The 20,973-nt window shown below is 40.9% G+C and carries 22 protein-coding genes; 10 read left to right on the top strand and 12 right to left on the bottom strand.

The genetic code is table 11. The features are described 5' to 3' along the window. Positions 1-10: 10 nt before the first annotated feature. Positions 11-937: a manganese-dependent inorganic pyrophosphatase gene (locus CWC16_RS09890; protein WP_055014233.1), complete on the bottom strand. Its 927-nt coding sequence runs from the start codon at positions 935-937 to the stop codon at positions 11-13. 118 nt (positions 938-1,055) lie between these two features. Between CWC16_RS09890 and CWC16_RS09885 the strand changes: the two genes are divergently transcribed. Continuing rightward, complete coding sequence (locus CWC16_RS09885) at positions 1,056-1,571, top strand: hypothetical protein (RefSeq protein WP_055017536.1); 516 nt, start codon at positions 1,056-1,058, stop codon at positions 1,569-1,571. Beyond that, positions 1,571-2,380, top strand: a complete 810-nt coding sequence (mutM, locus tag CWC16_RS09880; RefSeq protein WP_138541421.1) for a bifunctional DNA-formamidopyrimidine glycosylase/DNA-(apurinic or apyrimidinic site) lyase — start codon at positions 1,571-1,573, stop codon at positions 2,378-2,380. Before CWC16_RS09885 ends, mutM begins: the two co-directional genes overlap by 1 nt. Before the next feature lie 5 nt (positions 2,381-2,385). Here the strand turns inward: mutM and CWC16_RS09875 are convergent, their stop codons facing one another. Genes CWC16_RS09875 through CWC16_RS09860 form a run of 4 tightly spaced genes read right to left on the bottom strand, consistent with a single transcriptional unit; the run spans position 2,386 to position 5,981 of the window. Beyond that, positions 2,386-2,886, bottom strand: a complete 501-nt coding sequence (locus tag CWC16_RS09875) for a DUF3299 domain-containing protein (protein WP_138541420.1) — start codon at positions 2,884-2,886, stop codon at positions 2,386-2,388. A gap of 13 nt (positions 2,887-2,899) precedes the next feature. After that, entirely contained in the window at positions 2,900-4,204 is a 1,305-nt protein-coding gene (locus tag CWC16_RS09870) for an ABC transporter permease (RefSeq protein WP_138541419.1), read from the bottom strand. Continuing rightward, positions 4,201-4,899 carry an ABC transporter ATP-binding protein gene (locus CWC16_RS09865; protein ID WP_138541418.1) on the bottom strand — a complete coding sequence of 233 codons (699 nt, stop codon included), beginning with the start codon at positions 4,897-4,899 and terminating at the stop codon, positions 4,201-4,203. Before CWC16_RS09865 ends, CWC16_RS09870 begins: the two co-directional genes overlap by 4 nt. Before the next feature lie 11 nt (positions 4,900-4,910). Beyond that, entirely contained in the window at positions 4,911-5,981 is a 1,071-nt protein-coding gene (locus CWC16_RS09860; RefSeq protein WP_138541417.1) for a CDP-glycerol glycerophosphotransferase family protein, read from the bottom strand. A 369-nt stretch (positions 5,982-6,350) separates the two neighbouring features. Between CWC16_RS09860 and CWC16_RS09855 the strand changes: the two genes are divergently transcribed. From CWC16_RS09855 to CWC16_RS09830, 6 genes are all read left to right on the top strand, one after another. Continuing rightward, the gene (locus CWC16_RS09855; protein WP_138541416.1) at positions 6,351-7,454 is read left to right on the top strand and encodes a phosphoribosylaminoimidazolesuccinocarboxamide synthase; all 1,104 of its coding nucleotides are present in this window, start codon (positions 6,351-6,353) and stop codon (positions 7,452-7,454) included. A gap of 121 nt (positions 7,455-7,575) precedes the next feature. Next, complete coding sequence (locus CWC16_RS09850) at positions 7,576-8,232, top strand: methylamine utilization protein (RefSeq protein WP_138541415.1); 657 nt, start codon at positions 7,576-7,578, stop codon at positions 8,230-8,232. Beyond that, positions 8,225-10,540, top strand: a complete 2,316-nt coding sequence (locus CWC16_RS09845; protein ID WP_138541414.1) for a bifunctional diguanylate cyclase/phosphodiesterase — start codon at positions 8,225-8,227, stop codon at positions 10,538-10,540. The genes CWC16_RS09850 and CWC16_RS09845 overlap by 8 nt, the downstream gene beginning before the upstream one ends. Next, positions 10,527-11,360 (top strand): DUF3034 family protein, encoded by an 834-nt coding sequence (locus tag CWC16_RS09840; RefSeq protein ID WP_138541413.1) that lies wholly within the window; start codon positions 10,527-10,529, stop codon positions 11,358-11,360. The genes CWC16_RS09845 and CWC16_RS09840 overlap by 14 nt, the downstream gene beginning before the upstream one ends. Next, complete coding sequence (locus tag CWC16_RS09835) at positions 11,360-11,779, top strand: group I truncated hemoglobin (protein WP_138541412.1); 420 nt, start codon at positions 11,360-11,362, stop codon at positions 11,777-11,779. Before CWC16_RS09840 ends, CWC16_RS09835 begins: the two co-directional genes overlap by 1 nt. Positions 11,780-11,955: 176 nt before the next feature. Further along, positions 11,956-13,050 carry a capsular polysaccharide export protein, LipB/KpsS family gene (locus CWC16_RS09830; RefSeq protein WP_138541411.1) on the top strand — a complete coding sequence of 365 codons (1,095 nt, stop codon included), beginning with the start codon at positions 11,956-11,958 and terminating at the stop codon, positions 13,048-13,050. Between the two features lie 37 nt (positions 13,051-13,087). On the opposite strand, the gene CWC16_RS09825 is transcribed toward CWC16_RS09830, so the two are convergent. Next, the gene (locus tag CWC16_RS09825) at positions 13,088-13,438 is read right to left on the bottom strand and encodes a DUF5522 domain-containing protein (protein WP_138541410.1); all 351 of its coding nucleotides are present in this window, start codon (positions 13,436-13,438) and stop codon (positions 13,088-13,090) included. 43 nt (positions 13,439-13,481) lie between these two features. Between CWC16_RS09825 and CWC16_RS09820 the strand changes: the two genes are divergently transcribed. Then, positions 13,482-13,808, top strand: coding sequence for a hypothetical protein (locus CWC16_RS09820; protein ID WP_138541409.1), 327 nt, complete (start codon positions 13,482-13,484; stop codon positions 13,806-13,808). Between the two features lie 123 nt (positions 13,809-13,931). Here the strand turns inward: CWC16_RS09820 and CWC16_RS09815 are convergent, their stop codons facing one another. After that, entirely contained in the window at positions 13,932-14,900 is a 969-nt protein-coding gene (locus CWC16_RS09815) for a class 1 fructose-bisphosphatase (RefSeq protein WP_138541408.1), read from the bottom strand. A gap of 155 nt (positions 14,901-15,055) precedes the next feature. Here CWC16_RS09815 and CWC16_RS09810 point away from each other — a divergent pair, with 155 nt between their 5' ends. Continuing rightward, complete coding sequence (locus CWC16_RS09810; protein ID WP_138541407.1) at positions 15,056-17,485, top strand: zinc-dependent metalloprotease; 2,430 nt, start codon at positions 15,056-15,058, stop codon at positions 17,483-17,485. A 46-nt stretch (positions 17,486-17,531) separates the two neighbouring features. Here CWC16_RS09810 and mgtE read toward each other — a convergent pair whose 3' ends face one another. The 5 genes from mgtE to hpf all read right to left on the bottom strand — a co-directional run bounded on the left by mgtE (position 17,532) and on the right by hpf (position 20,953). After that, positions 17,532-18,890 carry a magnesium transporter gene (gene mgtE, locus CWC16_RS09805; protein WP_055014217.1) on the bottom strand — a complete coding sequence of 453 codons (1,359 nt, stop codon included), beginning with the start codon at positions 18,888-18,890 and terminating at the stop codon, positions 17,532-17,534. Positions 18,891-19,030: 140 nt separating this feature from the next. Further along, entirely contained in the window at positions 19,031-19,303 is a 273-nt protein-coding gene (locus CWC16_RS09800) for an HPr family phosphocarrier protein (protein WP_055014216.1), read from the bottom strand. 40 nt (positions 19,304-19,343) lie between these two features. Next, complete coding sequence (rapZ, locus tag CWC16_RS09795) at positions 19,344-20,189, bottom strand: RNase adapter RapZ (RefSeq protein WP_055014215.1); 846 nt, start codon at positions 20,187-20,189, stop codon at positions 19,344-19,346. Between the two features lie 19 nt (positions 20,190-20,208). After that, complete coding sequence (locus CWC16_RS09790; protein ID WP_138541406.1) at positions 20,209-20,661, bottom strand: PTS sugar transporter subunit IIA; 453 nt, start codon at positions 20,659-20,661, stop codon at positions 20,209-20,211. Between the two features lie 4 nt (positions 20,662-20,665). Further along, positions 20,666-20,953, bottom strand: a complete 288-nt coding sequence (hpf, locus tag CWC16_RS09785; protein ID WP_004589084.1) for a ribosome hibernation promoting factor — start codon at positions 20,951-20,953, stop codon at positions 20,666-20,668. Positions 20,954-20,973 lie beyond the last annotated feature (20 nt).

Raw genomic sequence — 20,973 nt, 5'->3', positions numbered from 1 at the left:
AGCTTACAGCTTACAGCTTGGCAAACACGTCTTGTAGTGGTGGTACTACTTGCTTTTTACGGCTTAATACACCGTCTAGCCATACTTTACCTTCGCTTAGTTTTTCACCATAAGCTTGCTCTACAAGTGTTGCATCATCTGATGCGATTAACATTTGTGAGCCTTCTTTCATGATGTCGGTAAGTAGTAAAAATACTGAGTGGCGGTTACCTTCAATTTTTAGCTTAGCAATATCGGCTTCTAAGTCGGCTTTAATTTCGTCAAACACTGCAAGGTCGATTACTTCTAGCTGGCCAATGCCGACTAGATTGCCGTTCATGTTGAAGTCTTTAAAATCACGCATTACTAAGTCACGTACTGGTGTGTCTTCAACTGCAGACTTAACACGGAACATGTCCATGCCTAGCTCTTTAAAGTCTTCAATGCCGGCGATCTCTGCAAGTGCTTCTACACATTTAATATCAGCCGTTGTACAAGTAGGCGATTTAAAAATAACGGTATCGCTTAAAATTGCACATAGCATGATGCCAGCGATGTCTTTAGGGATTTCTACGTTGTAGAAGTCATACATCATTTTAATAATGGTGTTAGAACAGCCAACTGGGCGAATCCAGCACTCAAGTGGTGTAGATGACGTTAAGTCACCTAACTTATGATGATCGACTACGCCAACAACGCGTGCTTGGTCGATATCGTCAGGTGCTTGTGTTTTTTCGGTGTGATCAACAATATACACATCTTCGCCAGCGTAGCTTAATTTAAGCTCAGGTGCTTCGAAGCCAAATTTATCTAGGATAAATTGTGTTTCTGGTGACACTTCACCAAGGCGTGTTGGAATTGCTGGCTCATCGATTTGGTTTTTTAAATAAGCCAGTGCAATTGCACCACAAATAGAATCTGAATCTGGGATTTTATGGCCCACTACATACATAGACATTGACGGAACTCCTTTAAATTTGCAGATATTCTACCAAAGTCTGTGGCCTTTAACATATAGACAGTGCAATTAAGTTTTAGTTACACTTTAAAATCTTGAATTTACTGGGTGTATAAATATGCGACTAGGCCGCAAAGGTTGGAACAACGTTATTATTTTTTCGATGTTGATTATGATCTTTTTTTTAAATGGCTGGCATAAGCAGTTTTTAGGGGGCGAGGACGGGCCTAAATTACAGCCTGTACTGCCATTACAAAGTTTTGTGTTAACACTGAGTTTTGTTGATCAGAAAATTGAACGTATTGGTACTAGTTGGCGTACAACCGCATTAAAAGAAAATACGCCAGTGAGCTGGGATGCATCACAGCAGCAGTTAGCTGAGCTAATCAATAGGTGGCAAACGGCTGCCTTATTGGAAGTAAATGAGTCGATGGTATTTAACCCCAATTCACCACTTTATGTTGCCACCTTTGAGTTGGCTGGCGAGCGCTTACCTTGGGTTTATTTACTTTATAAAGGCAGCGGGCAATATTATTTGCTCGAGAAAAATAGCCAGCGTGTTATGGGGCTTGATTTAGAAACTGCAAAGCAGTTATTTCCAAGTGTTGATTTTTCAAAAAGTGAGTTGCATTAATGCCTGAATTACCAGAGGTAGAAGTTAGTAGACTGGGGATCACCCCACATATTGAAAACCAAGTTGTAAGCAAAGTTAATATTTATAATGCCAGTATGCGCTGGCCTGTGCCAGATGATGTTTATCAGTTAGAAGGGCTCAAGGTAGAGCGAATCGAGCGCCGTGCAAAGTATTTGTTACTGCACTGCGAATTAGGGAGTGCTATTTTACATTTGGGAATGTCGGGTAATTTGCGCGTTGTGGATAAACGCGAGCCACTTAAAAAACATGATCATGTTGAGTTTATTCTTAGTAATGACAAGGCGCTGCGATTAAACGACCCTCGCCGGTTTGGTTGCTGTTTGTGGCAAGCACCGGGGGATGTACATAAGTTGCTTTCAAAGCTTGGGCCTGAGCCGCTTACGGATGATTTTTTTGCAAAGCGTGTATACGAGCAGTCGCGAAATAAAAAAGTCCCCGTGAAGCAATTTATTATGGATAACGCGGTGGTTGTGGGCGTAGGTAATATTTATGCCAATGAGTCGTTATTTAAAGCGGGGATACACCCAAAACGTGAAGCAGGCAAAGTCTCGCTAAAGCGTTATCAAACCCTGGTTCCTATTATTAAAGAGACCCTAGCAGCGGCAATAACACAAGGTGGTACAACCTTAAAAGACTTTGCCCAAAGTGATGGCAAACCAGGTTATTTTGCGCAGCAGTTATTAGTGTATGGGCGAAAAGGAGAGGCGTGCGTAACGTGTAAAACGCCACTTGAAGAAATTAGGCTAGGGCAGCGCAGTACGGTGTTTTGTAAGCACTGCCAAAAATAGCCATGTTATAGCTCAAAGGGTGCCACACCGACGGCTTTCATTTTATAGCCCACTTGGGCTATTTCGCCCGACCAGGTTTCAGTGCTGATAACGCCGGTAACTACAATCGCATCGTACAAGCTCTCTATGGGCACTCCGCCTTTTACTGTTACATGAACGATTTGATTTGGCGGCGGGGGCGGTACGTGAATACACGCGCCAAAGTATGGCACAAGTAAAAACTCAGTAATGACTTCGCTGTCGCCCTCAAGTGGAACAACAAACCCCGGCAAGCTCACTGATTGCCCATTTAATGCTTCAACCACGGGAGCATCTAGCTCTGGTTGCACCCAGTTTTGCTCGCTGCCCTCGTGATTGGCCTGTGCTTGAGTATCTATTTGTACATGCCCTTGTGGGATTAAGTCTTCCCAAAAAATTTCTTTTGGTGGATTTGCACTGCTGTTAAAGCTAATAAGGAAGCAGCCCACTAGCATGCTGTAATAAAGCGCAGATTTAAAAAGTATCATGAAATTCCTAAAATTAAGTTTTTATACTCATACCATCGCTAAGCGAATAAAAGTAAGCGCGGGTGGCGGGTATTAAGCCAATTATAAACCCAGCGGCCATAATAACGCCTATTAAAGTGAGTTCATAGTAAGAGAGCATGGCTATATTAACGCTTATGCCTGCATGGCTTTGTAAATAGCTACTACTAACAAGCATAACGCCATAATATAAACCACAGCCAACTAGGCAGCCTAATAACGTTGTAAATAACGACTCCATGCTTATGAGTGTAAAAAGCTGCCATGGCCTTGCGCCCACTGAGCGTAAAATAGCAAGCTCTCTTCGGCGTTGGTTTAAATTGGCCAGTAGTGTGGTTAACATGCCCAATAAACTGACCAATATAACAACGCCTGAAAACAGTAAGAGTACTTTTTCGACAATGGCGAGCATTTGCCACAGCTCTTTTAAGGTGACTGTGGGCATAATGGCCAGCAATGGCTCTTTTTTGTATTGGTTGATATTGCGCCTAATTTGCAATGTATATAAGGGTGAATCGAAGCCCATTAAAAATGCAGTAATTTGATTTGGTTCACCGATTAGGTTGTTATGCTCATCGTGCTCATCGTGCTCATCGTGCTCATCGTGCTCATCGTGGACATGGTGTTCATCGCTTTCACCATGTTCAACATTCGATGAATGTACGCCGCCATGGATTAAATCAATTGCAGCTAGAGGTATGTGCAAGGTTTTATCTACTGGCGTGCCGGTGGCGTTTAAAATACCAATTACAGTAAACGGGTTGTCTTTATGATGGTGAAAACTTGTATTACCCATGCCGTGTGAGATTACTATGTTATCACCTAGTGTATACCCTAAACGGCTCGCCACATCGCTGCCAAGTACCACCTGGTTTACACGCTCAAACGGGTGGCCTTGTTGAAAACTTAACGTTTGCTTTTTACCAAAGCGATAGTGGGTAAAGTAATCGCGGGTTGTACCAATTACAGCTTGGCCTTTATGACTGTCGCCTAAACTAATAGGAATGCTCCATTTAACACCACGTTGAGCTGCGATGTACTGATAACTTTGCCAACTCACCCCATTATTGGCATGGCCTATTCTGAATACGGATGAAAGCAATAGCTGTATGTCGCCGGTACGGGCACCGACAATCAGGTCTGTACCGGAGATGGTATTACTAAAACTGGTTTTTGCATCCACGCGAATTCGCTCAATACTGAGTAATAACATCACGCTAATAGCAATGGTAAACAATGTCAGTAGTACACTCGCTCGGCGGTTAAGCAAACTTTTATATGCTAATTTAGTCAGGATCATAACTGCTCCTGTAAGCTAGCTAGGCTGATTGCACGATTAAATAGCGGCTTCAATGTTTCGTCATGGCTTACAAAAACGAGCGTGCTGTTGGCACGCTTAGCCTGTTCGAATAACAGTTTTATAAAGCTTTCTCTATTTGCGGTATCAAGTGCCGAGGTAGGCTCATCAGCAATTATGAGCTCTGGGCTACCAATAAATGCGCGAGCAGCGGCAACCCGCTGTTGCTGACCAATGCTGAGCGAAGCAACATCTTTACTATGATATGACTCACTTAAACCTAATGCTGTTAATAAGCGTATCGCTTCTTTTTGTAAGCTTGGCTTAGGCTCTGTTGTTTGCTGTAAGGCTTTTTGTTTTCTGCTTTTTGAAAATTCACAGCCAAGCGTGACATTCTCAATGGGGGTCAAATACGGTAATAAATTAAAGTTTTGAAAAATATAGCCAATATTCTCCGCTCTAAATACATCTCTTTGCGTATTGCTAAGTGTATTCAAATAGCAACTTAAAATACGTATGCTACCACTGCTTGGTATGTTTATACCTGCCAATAGCGCAAGCAGGGTTGACTTACCGGCGCCGCTGGGGCCATGTAAAAAAATATGCTCACCTTTATCAACCCTAAGGGTTGGGATATTTAGCGTAGGCTTGGCGTCATTTTTATGCCATTTAAAGGTTACATTATTAAGCTCAATCATACTATGTGGTGTTACCAACCCCAAAAGTTGAATTCTTTACGCATTTTAAGATTTCGAAATAGGTTAAGAGGTTTAGGTTTTAGCTTTTCGTTTTTATGCAAAAATTCATTTGCAGCATTAAGCACACGTTGGCTAGATTTTCCATCCGTGTATGGGTGTAGCTCTTGGCAATAGTCTTCAATATATTGCATTAAGTCATTAGGTCTCGTTAATGCACGCTCAATTGCTGGCTCAACTTCATTTGCGTTGGTAACGTCAAGTAAATGAGGCATAGGCTTTTGATTACAAAAGGTAACTACAGGTTTGCGAAGTAACAAAAACATCAGTAACACCGATGAGGTATCACAGAGCATTACATCAGCTGCTTTAAGCAGAGGTAACACGTTATCTGTTTCAATAAAGGTTAAGTTTTTATTGCTTAGTGCTTTGTACTTATTTACCCATTCGGTTGGCATTTTAGGATGAAACTGCATTAGGATTCGCCATTTACCTTGTTCACTAAAATGCTTTATTTGCTCATATAGTTTGGGGGCTAGTGACAACTTACGAGAGAAGGTTGAACAAATAAGTAAAGTAGGGCGTGGATCGTTACTTTGGTATGGATTGCTTTGTGATTCGTTAAACAAAGGGTCAAGAGTAGGCCAACCTGTTTCTGTTACTTTAAAAAAACCATGTTGTTGTGCAAGTTCTTTAAAGCGCTCAGTTGTATTAGGACCTTGAGTGCAATATAAATCATAACAGCCCCTAATGGTAAAATGGCCTCTGTTCCCTTCAGAGCTTCGCTTTTCAGAGTTGAACCCATGAAAAACGGCTACTTTTTTACCAGGGATAAAGCTTGGAACAATATTGCCAGGAATATATGTAATATCGGGTTTCCAATTCCTTACATCTGTAATTGTATATAATCGCTGCTCGTCATCATTTAAAAAGTCAGAGTTTACCTCATTACCCGCTAAAAACCAACGTACCTCACCACCATGCGCTAAAATTTGTGCTTGTAATGGCCTTAAAATAGCGTACGAATAATTTTGCGAAATATACATTAGGTATTTTTTATTTGCGGTCGCGGTTAGGTAGTTCAAGCGGTACTCCTCTAGTTAGCACGCTAAGTTTACCGCATTATTACAGCCATATAAATATTGCCTAGTTATTTAACCTGAGCTTTGGATAATAAACCAGCAGCTACTTTCAGCGCTAACGCCGTTGAATTTACTTGCAATAGGGCAGCTATCAACGCGTAAATTCGCCTTGTTATCATTGAAAACCTCTGGCTAGAGAAAATAAATTAGATATCACCATAATTCAACACGCCCTAGTAAATCTCTTAACCAAGGGTCAGGTTATTTAGTTTTCAGTGCTGATTGAGCTTTAGGGTAGGCTGATTTATTATATAGTGCTTATAACCCCATACCATACTTTGCTCTTTGAGCACCCCTAACCCCGGAGATAGCATGACTAGCTATAAAGTTTTAGACATTAACGATGATTTACCCATTCGCACTAAAGGTGACGTACACAGCGGTAAAGTTCGTTCGGTTTATTGGCTAACAGATGAAGACAGCGCACGCCTCATTAAAGAAAAAAACTATAAAGTTCCGCAAGGAACTGAGCTTGCAATTATGGTTATTTCAGACCGTATTTCTGCTTTTGATTGTATTTGGCAAGGCGAGAATGGCTTAAACGGCGTGCCGGGAAAAGGCATTGCGCTTAACTCTGTTGCATCTCATTGGTTTACGTTATTTGATAAAGCTGGCCTTGCGGGCAACCACATTGTTGACATTCCGCACCCTTACGTATGGATTGTGCGCAAAGCAAGTACCGTTAAAGTAGAAGCAATTGCGCGCCAATACATCACTGGCAGCATGTGGCGTGATTACAGCAAAGGAGTCCGCAACTTTTGTGGCATAGATTTACCTGAGGGATTAACGGCAAACCAAAAGCTTGAAAACGTACTAATTACGCCTTCTACAAAAGGGATTATCGAGGGCGTGGCTGATATTCCACCCGTTGATGATGTAAACATTACGCGCGCTAACATCACTGATAACCTAGATGTATTTAATTTTAAATCAGCTGAAGATGTAACTAAGTACGAAAAGCTATTAGTTGAGGGTTTTAAGCTAATTAGTGAAGAGCTGGCAAAGCTTGATCAAATATTTGTAGATACAAAGTTTGAGTTTGGTTATGTAGAGGATTTAGACGGTAACCAACAGCTTATTTATATTGATGAAGTGGGTACTCCTGATTCTTCACGCATATGGGATGGCGCGGCGTACCGCGAGGGTAAAATAATCGAAAACTCTAAAGAAGGGTTCCGCCAGTTATTAATTTCTAATGTGCCAGAAAGTGATGTGCTATTAAATAAAGACCGTATGAGTGAGCGCGAGCAGCTTGCTAAAGACTTTATTTTACCAGAATCGGTGATGCTTGAGGTGTCTAACACTTATGTAGGCATAGCGAGTAAAATTATTGGCGAAAATATTGTAATTCCTGAAGATCCTCGCCAAGAAGTCGTTAATATTTTAGATACTGATTACGGCCTTATTGTAAAATAGTACAACTAAAGTACTAAAATAAACAAAGCCCAGTCTTTATTTTTGGTTACTGGGCTATATTCCTTGCAATTAGTGCTGGTCTCTAATTAACTTAACCTAAGATTAACTTTTAGGTGTTGTTATGTTTAGGCAAGTGCAGCAAGTTTTTAATAAAAGAGGTTATTTACTCGCCGCTACTTTATTTTTTAGCCAAGGCGTACTGGGTGCAAATGTTGACTTAGTAATTCAAGATCAACATGGTCAGCCATTACCAAACGCGGTCGTTGAGCTTTATAAAGCGGCAAAGCATGAGCGCACTTCGTTACCCGTTGCAGTAATGGACCAAGTAGATAAAGCGTTTTTTCCCGATTTACTTGTAGTGCAAAAAGGCCAGCAGGTTAATTTTCCTAATAGTGATAATATTCGTCATCATGTTTACTCTTTTTCTCAGGCCAAGCCCTTTCAGCTAAAACTCTATTCAGGTCAACCTAAAGAGCCCGTTACTTTTGATCAACAAGGTGTTGTTGTACTAGGCTGTAATATACATGACTCTATGGTTGGCTATATTTATGTAGCCAATAGTGAGCACGTTTATAAAACCAACAATACGGGTAAGTTAACCTTAGACATAACCTCTTTACCGACTACGCTGAGTGTGTGGCATGCGCTACAAACTGCACCGTTGGAAAATAAAAAAATGATAACAATAAATAATAATGAGTTACTAATTCAAATAGATACATCCACCCCAGCCCCTAGAAATACGTTTGGTAATAAGTTTAAGGGCGGTAATGACTAACAGTTTAAAAAACCGCATTATTGTTTTGTGTGTAGGCTTAGTGTTACTGACTACTATGCTGAGTATTGCTAGTTTTTGGTGGTCCACAAGTAAATTTCAAGAAGAAAAAGTAAATCAAAACATTAGCGTGGCGCAAAATGTATACAAGCAGTATCTGAGCGCGAAAGAAAGCTTGTTGCTTACAGCTGCTAAAGTACTCACAGCCGACTTTGGCTTTAAGCAAGCGGTTGCCACTCGCGATGCGGGCACCATAAGTAGTGTGTTGTTTAACCACAGTCAGCGTATTGATGCAGAGCTTATGCTACTGATTGATTTATCGGGTAAATTAATTTCAGCCAATACTCATGCCGATTTATACCCTCAAAACTTAAAGCCGTTACTGGATGAGTTACTAACTTCGCCAGAGCAATCGAGCTTTGTTGTTCTTAATAAACAGCTATACCAAGTTATTTTACTACCTGTAAGGGCGCCTAGAACCGTTGCTTACAGCTTAGTGGGTTTTAAAATTGACGACGAAGTCGCTCTTGAACTTAAAAACCTAACAGGAATGCATGTCAGTTTTATTGCTGAGGAAAATAACTTAGTAAGGAGCTCTTTACTTGAGCGCCCAGAGGTTTTTGCACCTAAAAACTACTTTAATACCACCACAACAACGCGTTTGTTTGGTGATTACCCTATATATAAAAACCGAGACATCACGCTGCCCTCCTTGCAAGGAAACTTAGTAACTATATTACTTAGCGCTGATTTAACACAAAGCTATAACGATTTTGAAAATTTATTGTTTACGTTAATTATTATGGCCATTCTAACGATGCTGGTGGGGGTTGTTACCAGTAGCTTACTGGCAAATAACTTAATCACTCCCCTGTCGCAGCTTGCAGTAATAGCCAAACAATTTGCTCAAGGTAATTACGCGTTTGAATTTAATGCTTCTAAACAAAGTACTGAAATAGCAACCCTTGCTAACGCCTTTGATAATATGGGTAACGATATTAACGAGCGTGAACAAAAAATTAGTTTTCAGGCACGCCATGATTCGCTAACAGGTTTTTATAACCGCTCGGCTATGCTTGAAGTGCTCGACGATGAGCTTATTTCCTCTACACAATACACCCTTGTGGCTATAGATATAAAAGGCTTACGGCATATAAACGATAAACTTGGCCCACGGGTAGGCGATGAATGTTTAAAAGCCGTTGCCAATCGAATTAGTGGTTTTTCGGACGAACTTGGCGGCTTTCATGCGCGCATAGGGGGGGATGAATTTTTAACTGTGTTCCCAAGCGCCGCCGCCAGAGAGAAAAAAAGCGGTATAGTAGGTTTAATGGCACAGCTTTTAGCTTGCTATACCATTAAAACACTAAAAATTAACTTACGCTTTAGTGCAGGGGTTGTAGAGTACCCAACACAAGGGGTTGCCAGCGACGACTTAATGCGCCGTGTACTTATTGCTGTAGACAATGCAACAGATAGTCAAGACAGTATTCACTATTATCAAAATGGTGAAGACGAAGCACATTTAGACCGTTTAAAAATACTCGATGAACTAAAACAAGCCATTAACGATGATGATGGGCAGTTATTTATGACCTATCAGCCCAAGTTGCATTTACACACACAAAAAATAAATAAAGTTGAATCCCTCATCCGATGGCAGCGTAAAGATGGCAATTGGGTAAATCCAGAGCTGTTTATTGATTTAGCCGAGCAATCGGGGCTTATTGTAGAGCTTACATCTTGGGTTGTTAAAACGGTGGTTTCTCAAGTGGCTGATTGGCAGGCTAAAGGAATTGAAATGCAAGCTGCCATTAATGTCTCAGCGCAAGATATTGCCTCACCGAGTTTTCACTCTGCGCTTGTGCGTACATTAAAAAAATACAAGGTTGATCCAACCCTTATTACTGTTGAATTGACTGAGCGCGACATGATTGAAAACGAAGAAAAAGGCATAAAAGCGTTACAAAACTTAAAAGCCATTGGTGTCAAAATTTCATTGGATGATTATGGCATAGGGCAAACATCATTGGGCAGATTAAAAACTCTACCTATTGATGAGCTAAAGTTAGATAAGTGCTTTATTTTAAAGTTAGATGAGTCGCGTAAGGATCAATACATAGTGCAGTCGACTATTACCTTAGGGCATCAATTAGGCTTTAGTGTTGTTGCAGAGGGCGTTGAAAACAGAGATTCGTTAGATTTACTTAAACTTATGCATTGTGATCACGCTCAGGGGTATTACCTAAGTAAGCCTTTAAAAGCAGAATTGTTAGAACAGTGGCTAAAGGAATATTATGAAAAAAGTTAAGTGTTTATTGCTAGGGCTATTAATGACTTCGAGTTTTTATGGGTTAGCAAGCGACGGTAAATTGTTAGCAACCCCAGGGGTTTCGCAAATAGAAGGTAGCGGGGGCGGCGGTATTGTGCCATGGGCACAACTTGCAGGCTATGCCAGTGAAGACGAGTTCTCTGTAAATGGCTTTTGTAGTCATGCCGATGTAACCGATTACACATTAGATGTGTGTGGAGCGCAAGTTAACTTATTTAATCGAGTAGAGTTTAGCTATGCACAACAGCGCTTTGACGTGCCTGCACTTGATACCGAAATAGAGCAATCTATTACGGGGGCTAAAATTCGCTTATACGGCGATATAGTTTATAGCAAATGGCCGCAATTGAGCTTAGGGGTTCAGCATAAATCCCTTGATGATGGCGCTGTTGCGACTCTTGTAGGGGCAAAGGATACTAGCGGCACCGATTACTACCTTGCTGCAAGTAAACTCCATTTAGGCGCTGTAGGGGGGCTTAATTGGTTTTGGAACCTCACAACGCGCTACAGTGAAGCTAATCAACTCGGGTTACTTGGTTATGGTGGGGCAAATGATAATGCAAAAATTTTATTTGAAGGCAGCACTGCAGTATTTTTAAACCGAAGTGTTGCTGTTGGTATTGAATATAGGCAAAAGTCCAATAACCTTAATTTAGGTGAGCAAGACTGGAAGGATTTGTTTATTGCGTGGATGCCAAACAAGCACGTGAGTGTTACCGCCGCATACTTAGATTTAGGTAGCATTGCAGGTGCGAGTGATCAAACAGGGTGGTACGTATCGGTAACAGGGTATTGGTAATGAAAAACGTGGTTATTTTATGGTTATGTTTAAGTGCACTGGCTGGGTGTGTAAGCTCAACACGTTTATCTCTTTATCAACAACTTGATGGCCGGGCGGGGCTTACGCGTATTGTAGACAGTTTTATTTACCAGATAGGTAATGATGAGCAAGTTTTACATTACTTTGAGCACAGCGACATAGACCACTTTAGGGAGGGCTTTATTATGCATATGTGTATGCTAGTTGATGGTCCATGCAAGTACACAGGAGATTCTATGGTAGATATTCATACAGGGATGCATATAACTGAGAAAGACTTTAACCATGTAGTGGATTTGCTTGTTAAGGCTATGGAGGAGCAAAATATTAGCCATAGCATACAAAACGAAATCCTATCTAGAATGGCGCCGCTGCGTAGTAAAATTATAAAAATTTAGGTAACATCTATAATTTATTTACTTGTCGCGGTGAACCTTACTTTTGTAATAGTGTCCACTTAGTATTATTTTCTTAAAAACAATAATTGGCGCGCACAGCTTGTATGTCTTACCTATTTATCTCTCGCAAAAATGTACACGCAAAGTACTATAAAAAAATAATCAAAAAGCTGAGTATGGATTGCCAACTGCATGTTATGGGGGCGCCAAAGCTTTCAGCTATAAACTATTTAGCCAAAGCGTTTAAAGTTGATTTTACCGATGTTATTACTGCACAACTAAAACGTAAGCGCGCCCGTAACAACCTTTGGAACAATGCTTTAGTATCTGCGGTTTACAAGGCGGGGCTGTGCTTTTTTGAACGTTTACGTTATGCAAAATATTTAGCTTTATTAACTGAAGTTAACCCTGATGTAATCGTTATATGGAATGGTAATAAGCTGCCTAACACTACCGTTGCTATGGCTGCCAGGGCACTGGGCATTAAGCAGTTTTATTATGAAAATGGTTTGCTTCCGGGAACTACTAGTTTAGACCCCCAAGGTATCAACTTTAATGCGTCGCTAAGTCGAGATCCTGATTTTTATTTAAATTTTAATGTAAATAATGCCTTAAACTTTGATGCTCCAGCATTGGTCCCACGAGAAAATCATAAAAAACGCTGTGAATTTGCAGCTGAAAATATACCTGAACGTTATATTTTTGTGCCGTTTCAAGTGCCCCACGATACGCAATTAGCGAGTTTTTCACCATGGGTTGATTCTATGGAAATGCTATACGATGAGGTTATAAGCGCAGTGAAGGCGTTAAACGATCCTAGTTTAAAGGTCGTTTTTAAAGAACACCCCTCATGGCATAAGCATTACACTCATTTATACAATAAGGACCCCATTGGGTTATTTGCAAACGGCAATAAAACCTGTGAACTTATTGAATGCGCAGAGGCGGTGATAACAATCAATTCTACGGTAGGTTTAGAAGCGTTGTTATTAAATAAGCGTGTTATTACTGTAGGACAGGCCTGTTATAATATAGAAGGCTTAGTTAAGCATGCAGATACTCGCGAGGAATTAGCTGCTCAAGTAGCAGAGGTCGCTCACGGTTGGCATTTTAATGCGCAGCTGCGCGATAAGTTTTTTTGCTATTTAAAACATGTTTATAGTGTGCCGGGCGTTTGGAAGCACGCAGAGGAAGAACATATCAAAGCAATCGAGTTACGTTTTAAAGGGGCAGATAAATTTGCTCAATTCAGCAATATTGCAGCTGATTAGTTCTTTCAGTTGCGTATTAATTATTAACGTGTGTGATTTACCCATAAGGGCAATTTTTACAGCCATTTTTACAGCACGTTCCTCGTTTTAAAAAATACCACTTACTAAACACCATGTAGCCACTTTGCATGGTGTAATCTAGCCCTTCTATTAAGTGGTCATTACCTCTAAATTTTTTAGCAAACTCAATTTGTGCTTTTATTGGCTGCGTATAAATATGCGCTAAATAAGCGTTTATTTCATTAAGTGTACATTGCGGGCATAAACAGCTTGTTGCTGACTCTTCAAGCGGTAAAATAGCAGGTAATTGATTACACCAACATGCGTTTATATCGTTTACATTACAATCAAGCGCAGTGTGACATTGTGAGCAGTTTAATCTCGTCATTTTAACTCTTATCAGCAGTGGGGCAGCAAGAATAACAAATATTATGAATATACAAAAAGCATTGGCCGAATTTATTACTTTTGGTGAGCAAAGAGATGATGCTATTAGCGTGATTATCTCTACTCCCGCAAAAGAAAGCGCCCCCCTTTATACACTCACAAAACCGATATTGATTCACGTGCTAACACGCTGTGTAAATAACGAAATAGAGCTGGATGATTTAGAGTTATGGGCAAATGTTGTTGATTCTAGAGATGATATAGATAGCGGCGAATACGAAGGGGTTATTTTTGCGCTCAGTAATAGCGAGCAAATGGGAGAGCTTGATCGCCAAAAGCTTGAAAAATTATTGGCATTATTAAAAGAGTAGATATTTAGGATGATTCACATTTTTAGATGTGGGCTTATTGCGGTTATATGTAGCGAATACATAAAAAAAGCCGCATTTAAATTAAATGCGGCTTGGTATTTTATTTTTTAACTGACAAAGTGTTTACTTGTGGTATCCCAAGCATGTTTCTACTTCGTTTTTAGAGCCTAATATGACTGCCACACGCTGGTGGATTGCATCAGGTTGAATATCCATAATTCGCTCAGTACCCGTTGAGGCTATACCACCGGCTTGCTCAACTAGCATAGCCATGGGGTTGGCTTCGTAAAGTAAGCGTAGCTTGTTGGGTTTATTCGCATCTTTAGTGTCGGTTGGGTAGGTAAATAAACCACCACGGCTAAGTACACGGTGCACATCGCCAACCATGGCAGCAATCCAGCGCATGTTAAAGTTTTTAGCGCGTGGACCCGTATCGCCAGCGAGTAAATCATTAACATAGCGTTGTATTGCTGGTTGCCAATGACGTTGGTTAGACGCATTAATAGCAAATTCGTTGGTATCAGCAGGAATAGTGGCAAAATCTTGTGTTAGTAAAAAGCTACCTTGGGTTTTATCTAGCGTAAACATGCGTGTGCCTTTACCTGTAGTAAGTGCAAGCATAGTTGATGGGCCGTAAAGTACGTAACCTGCAGCCACTTGTTTGTGGCCAGGCTGCATAAATATACTTTGATCGGCGGCATCTGAGCCTTCAGGCGCTTCCATAATCGAAAATATAGTACCAACCAGTGAATTTATGTCGGTGTTTGATGAGCCGTCAAGGGGGTCAAACGCCACAATGTATTTAGCGTCTTGGTTACCTGCAACTGTGTAGTCTTCTTCTTCTGAGGCGATGGCTTTAACTGCCCCAGACTCCAGTAAAATATCTTTTAAAAGCTGATTAGAGAGTACATCGAGCTTTTTTTGTGTTTCACCTTGAATGTTTTCATCAAGCGTTGACCCTAATACGCCAGAAAGCGCACCTTGGCCAACACGAAACGATATTTCTTTACATGCTGCTAAAATGGTTCTAATTAACGATAAAAGTTCTCTAGGGCAACCGTCTTCTAGTAATACGGGTGGGAGTCTACGCATTCTATTTTCCTGATAACGTGTACTAGCTAATCTAAATGTGAGAGAGATTAACTTAGTGCGCTGAATTTCGTCTTAAATACCTGTATTGTTTAAATAGCACTGTAATAATGGTGCTACCTAATCGTACTTAAAACGCCAATAACAAAGATAAGATTATGAAAAAAATACCACTAATAAGTTACATACTCTTTACTGTGCTGTGCTCTATCATAACCCAAGCGCACGCAGCAATTAAGTCTATAGATGAATTTACTGCGCAAATGAATCACTTTCCAGGGTACTTTTCGTTTTATTACGATACGCAAAACGGCAAAGTGTTCTTAAAAGTAGATAAATTAGAACAGCAATTTTTACTTCAGCAGAGCTTACCTTATGGAGTTGGCTCAAACGATATTGGTCTAGATAGAGGCCAACTTGGTAATACGCACCTTGTGCAGTTTGAGCGTTTTGGCAATAAAATAATGCTGCGCGCTGTAAATACTTACTATCGTGCTAATACCAATAATAAAGCCGAGCAACAAAGTATTAAAGAGGCCTTTGCATCTAGTATCTTAGCGGGCTTTAAAGTTGTTGCACAAGATAAAACCAGCGCATTGATTGACTATACACCTTATTTATTGAGTGATGTGCACGGGGTTAGTCGAAAATTAGCTGCACGTAAACAGGGTAATTTTAGCCTTGATGAATCACGCAGTGCTGTGTACATGAGTCGCTCGAAGGCGTTTGTAAAAAACACCGAGCTTGAAGCTGTATTAACGTTTAAAGGCACTAAGCCGGGTAAATTTGTTCGCCAAGTGAGTGCCGACCCGTTCGCACTTACAGTGCATATGCATCACTCCCTTATTAAATTACCCGATGATAATTACACGCCGCGCAAATTTGACCCGCAATCAGGGTATTGGAGTATTGAGCATAAAGACTATGCCGCTGCGCTTGATGAGTCCATGTTTGTGCGTTACATACCGCGTCACCGTTTAGCTAAAAAAGATCCAACTTTACCGATAAGTGAGCCCGTAGAGCCTATTATTTACTACCTAGACCCAGGCGTTCCTGAGCCAGTTAAAAGTGCCTTAATAGAAGGCGGTAAATGGTGGAATGATGCATTTAGTGCTGCTGGTTACAAAAACGCATTTGTAATAAAAGTACTGCCGAGTAATGCAGACCCTATGGATATTCGTTATAACGTAATTCAGTGGGTGCACCGTGCTACACGTGGCTGGTCATACGGAAGCTCTGTAATAGACCCTCGCACAGGTGAAATATTAAAAGGCCATGTTACGCTTGGTTCACTGCGTGTGCGCCAAGATATATTAATAGCCGAAGCACTTGCTGCTCCCTATTTAAAAGGGGACGAGGTAGCTAAAAACCTACAAGCAATGGCGCTTGATAGGATCCGTCAGTTAAGTGCCCACGAAATTGGTCATACACTGGGCATTGCGCATAATTTTGCGGCTTCGGTGGGTGATAGAGCCTCGGTTATGGATTACCCACACCCACTTCTTAGCTTTAACGAGCAAGGTGAACTTGACGTAACTCGAGGCTATGCAAGTGGTATGGGTGTATGGGATACCCAAGTTATTAAATATGGTTACAGCGACTTTACTAATCAGGACGAAAACGCTGAGCTTGCTGCAATAATAAAAGAGAACAAAGCCAAGGGGCTTGAGTTTATATCTGACAATGACGCACGCGCTAAGGGCGGTGCACACCCTACAGCACACTTATGGGATAACGGTACTAACCCAGCGCAAGAGCTACTTAGAGTGCTTGATGTGCGTAAAAAAGCGCTTTCGCAATTTGGCATTAACAACATTAAAACGGGCGATGCTCTTTCGCAGTTAGAAGAAAAACTTGTGCCGCTCTATTTATTTCATCGCTATCAAGTAGAGGCTGCAGTTAAACTTATAGCGGGGGTTAATTACGAGTACGAAACACGCGACAATTCACCTGTTAAGGGCGCACAAGTGGTTGCAAAAACTCAGCAGCAAGAAGCGGTAAATGCTATTTTATCCACATTAAAACCCGCTAATTTAATTTTGCCCGAGTCGGTGCTAGCGCTTATTCCGCCAAAGGCCTATGGGGAGTCTAAATCGCGCGAAAGCATAACTGGACGCACAGGTTTAACACTTGATGCAATGGCTTTACCAGAAGTCGCTGCACAGCATAGTTTATCTTTATTATTAAACCCACAGCGTTTAAATCGTTTAGCTCAACAACAAGTGCGTAATTACAATTTCTATAGCTTAGATGAGTTGCTTGAGCAGCTTTACAGTCACGTGTTTAAAGTGTCATCACCTAATACGATGAAAGGTAAAGTCACTCAACGTGTACAGTTTTTAACTGCAAAAAATATAGCCGATTTAGTGGCAAGCGATAAAGTAAGCCCAGAGGTGCAAGCGCAGTTACGTTACTACTTAGTTAAGTTGAGTGATGAGTACAATCAAAACTCAATGCTGAGTAACACCAGTGTCGGCGAAAGCGCGTTTAAGCAGTATTTAGCAGAGCAAATTAAACAGTTTATAAAAGCTGGTAAGTGGCCTGAAAACTTTACTAATTTACCAATGCCACCAGGCTCACCAATTTAATTTTACGTTTTAACTAATAGTGGCTACTTAACCTAGGGTTAGGTTGCTAAATAAGTAGCCACGTTGCTGTGCCTAAAAAGGCAAAAATACCAACAATATCAGTCACAGTTGTTAGTACAACACTGCCGGCAAGTGCAGGGTCTATATTCATTTTTTTCAATAAAATAGGAATACATGCGCCAGCAACGCCCGCTACTACAAGATTCATAAACATAGCAAATGCGAGCACGCCGCCAAGCATAAAATCCCACTGCCAAAGTGCAATTACACCAGCGATAAGTAATGACCAAATAATCCCGTTTAATGCGCCTATGGCCAATTCTTTAGCCATTAAAAAACGTTGGTTAGTTTGGTTAATATGCCCCACAGCTATACCGCGAATAACCAGTGTTAAAGACTGACTACCTGCTACACCACCCATTGAGGGCACTATGCCATTGAGTACAGCTAAAATAGGGAGAATGTCTAAGGTACTTTCAAAAAAGCTGGCCACAAAGGCGGCAGCTAAGGCGGTAAGTAAGTTAACGCCAAGCCATACTGAGCGTTTTTTTGAACTTTTTAAAACAGGTGCAAAGGTATCTTCTTCATCATCAAGACCCGCTAAGCTTAATAAGCTATGCTCAGCATCTTCACGTATAACATCAACAATATCATCAATGGTGACACGCCCAAGCAAGTGTGCGTTATCATCGACTACCGGTGCCGATATCCAGTTGTGGCGTTCAAATAATTGAGCGACTTCACTTTCATCCATCGAAATTGGGATAGACTCACAGTCTTCATCCATTAAATCTTGAACAATTTTTTCAGGCGGATTAGTTAAAAGCGTACTAAGAGACAATGCACCTAAAAAGCAGTTGTGCTTATCAACAACGTATAAATCATCGGTGCCTTCTGGTAGCTCGCCTCGCAGCCTGATATAGCGCAGTACAACATCAAGTGTAACATCTGGGCGAATGGTCACCGTATCGGTGTTCATTAGCGCGCCTGCAGAGCGTTCTTGGTATGATAAAGCCTGTGTCGCCCGTTCACGGTCTTGCGTGTCCATCGCGCTAACCACATCTTTATACACGGTGTCAGGTAGGCTACGTAGTACTTCACCTAAATCATCGTGGCCCATATCCTCAGTGGCGGCGGCAATATGTTCAGGTTCCATTTGTGCAATGATGCCTAAACGTACATCTTCAGAGAGCTCTTCTAGCACGTCCCCTTGTACATCTGGGTCAACCAGCTGCCAAAGCATGCGTCTAATTTTATGCGGAGAGGATTCAAGTAAAAGGGCAGTATCACACGGAGCCGTTTTTGCTAGCATGCGTCTTACTTGAACAAATTGCCCACTATTAAGTGATTTAGTCACCTGTTTTAGTTGTTGCAGTGGGTAGTCTTGTTCAAACGCTTCTGGCATTGGCATCCTAATTTTTTATATACGAGGGGAGGCGATTAACCGCATTGCGATTAATCTAATTAAACACTATTCATTTACCAAGCCACACACAAATTAGGGTATAAAGCGAAAATGTATGAGTAAGCTTGGTAATTAAACGTTTATTCTTGTTCGTTAAATCGCTGTGCGATTAATTGTCCGACCGCATGCAAAGCCTTTTCTGAGTCTGGGCCTTCACATACAACTTTAACTTCTTTGCCTTTACTACTTTCGAGTAGCATTAAGGCTAATACGCTATCACCAGCGGCTTCTTTATCATCTTGATGTAAGGTAATTTTAGCATCAAACTGCACAGCTAATTGCGCAAGGACCGTTGCCGCTCTGGCGTGTAAGCCTAATTTATTTTTTATTAAAAACGTGTCTTCACAACGCATAAATTACTATACCTAAACTGAACAGGTTATTATTTTAAGGTTACTTTTCTTGCTCACGGTGCCTAATTTTTACATTTGGATGTGTCATTGCAAAGCTCTCACCTATAGTTTGGGCTAAATAAACCGAGCGGTGTTGCCCACCCGTACAACCTATTGCAATAGTCAGGTAGCTGCGGTTATTGCGCTCTAAGTGTGGTAACCAAGTTTGTACAAATGTTTGAATTTGCCAAGTAAATTTTTGCACTATGCTGTGGTTTGCCAAAAAGTCTTTTACAGGTTGATCAAGACCTGTAAGCGGTTTAAGTTCAGGCTCCCAATGCGGATTTGGCAAAAAGCGAGCATCAAATACATAATCAGCTTCTTTAGGTATGCCGTGTTTAAAACCAAACGATTCAAACGTTACAATTAGTTGTTTATCTTTTTTTCCGAGTATTTTTTCGCGAATTGACTCAGCCAACTGGTGAACACTTAAATCAGTCGTATCAAGCATAAAGTCTGCGCGGGTTACAAGTACATCAAGCAGTTCTTTTTCTTTTTTTATTGCTAAGTCGAGCGGCAATGAATCGATTGATAAAGGGTGTAATCTGCGTGTTTCTGAAAAACGTTTTATGAGTGTTTGATCGTCACTGTCTAAATAAAACAGAGTGGGTTTAGCAAAGTCCGGTAGGTATTCAAGAATATCGTTAAACTCGTCTTGCTCTTTGGGGATATTACGAACATCGATACTAACAGCTATTTTGTCATAGTTATCTGAAACACTACGTACTAAAGAGGGCAGCAGGTTGACCGGGATATTATCTACGCAATAATAACCTAAATCTTCAACCACGCGTAAAGCAACCGATTTACCTGAACCGGAACGGCCGCTTATGATTATTAACTCCATTTATAGCCCTTAGTATTTACTACGATTGATCAACAATTACTTGATACAGTTCTGCATCGGTTTTAGCGCTTCGCAGCTGTTTGCAAAATTCTTTATTGCTCAGTTTATCAGCTATGGTTGCTAGAGTCTTTAGGTGCTGCTGGTTATCGCCATCTGGTACGATGAGTGCAACAAAAATATCAACAGGACAGTTATCAATAGCATCAAAGTTTACAGGCTTGTCACTAACGAGTACTAACGCAAGCGGTTCTTCTACGCCACCCATTCTACCATGCGGAATTGCGATACCGCGGCCAATACCCGTACTACCTAGTTTTTCTCTGCTGGCTAGCGCATTAAGAATATCCTGTTGTGGTAAGTAAGGGAGCTTTTCATGAGCCAGCTCACTGATAAATTCTAAAATTCTTTTTTTACTACTAAAAAGGACCGCAGCTTTGCTGCAGTCCTGGCATACTAATGTACTTAATTTCATAATATTAGTGTCTAGCAAGCTTCTCTTTATGTTTTATGACTTGACGATCGAGCTTGTCAATCAACGAGTCTATAGCAGCATACATATCTTGGTGCTCTGTTGAGGCAAATAAATCTGCGCCGCTTACATGAATAGTCGCTTCTGCTTTTTGGTTGAGTTTTTCTACATCGAGAATGACATGCACATTGCTAATATGATCTGAGTGCCTTTCTAGCTTTGCAAATTTATTATTTACATAGTCTCTAAGTGAATCAGTTACTTCTACGTGACGACCAGTTAGGTTTAGTTGCATAAGCATTTCCTCTTTGTTTT

This window comes from Pseudoalteromonas sp. S3776 (genome assembly GCF_005886915.1).
Lineage (GTDB): Bacteria > Pseudomonadota > Gammaproteobacteria > Enterobacterales > Alteromonadaceae > Pseudoalteromonas.
This window is presented reverse-complemented; position numbering and strand designations above follow the sequence as displayed.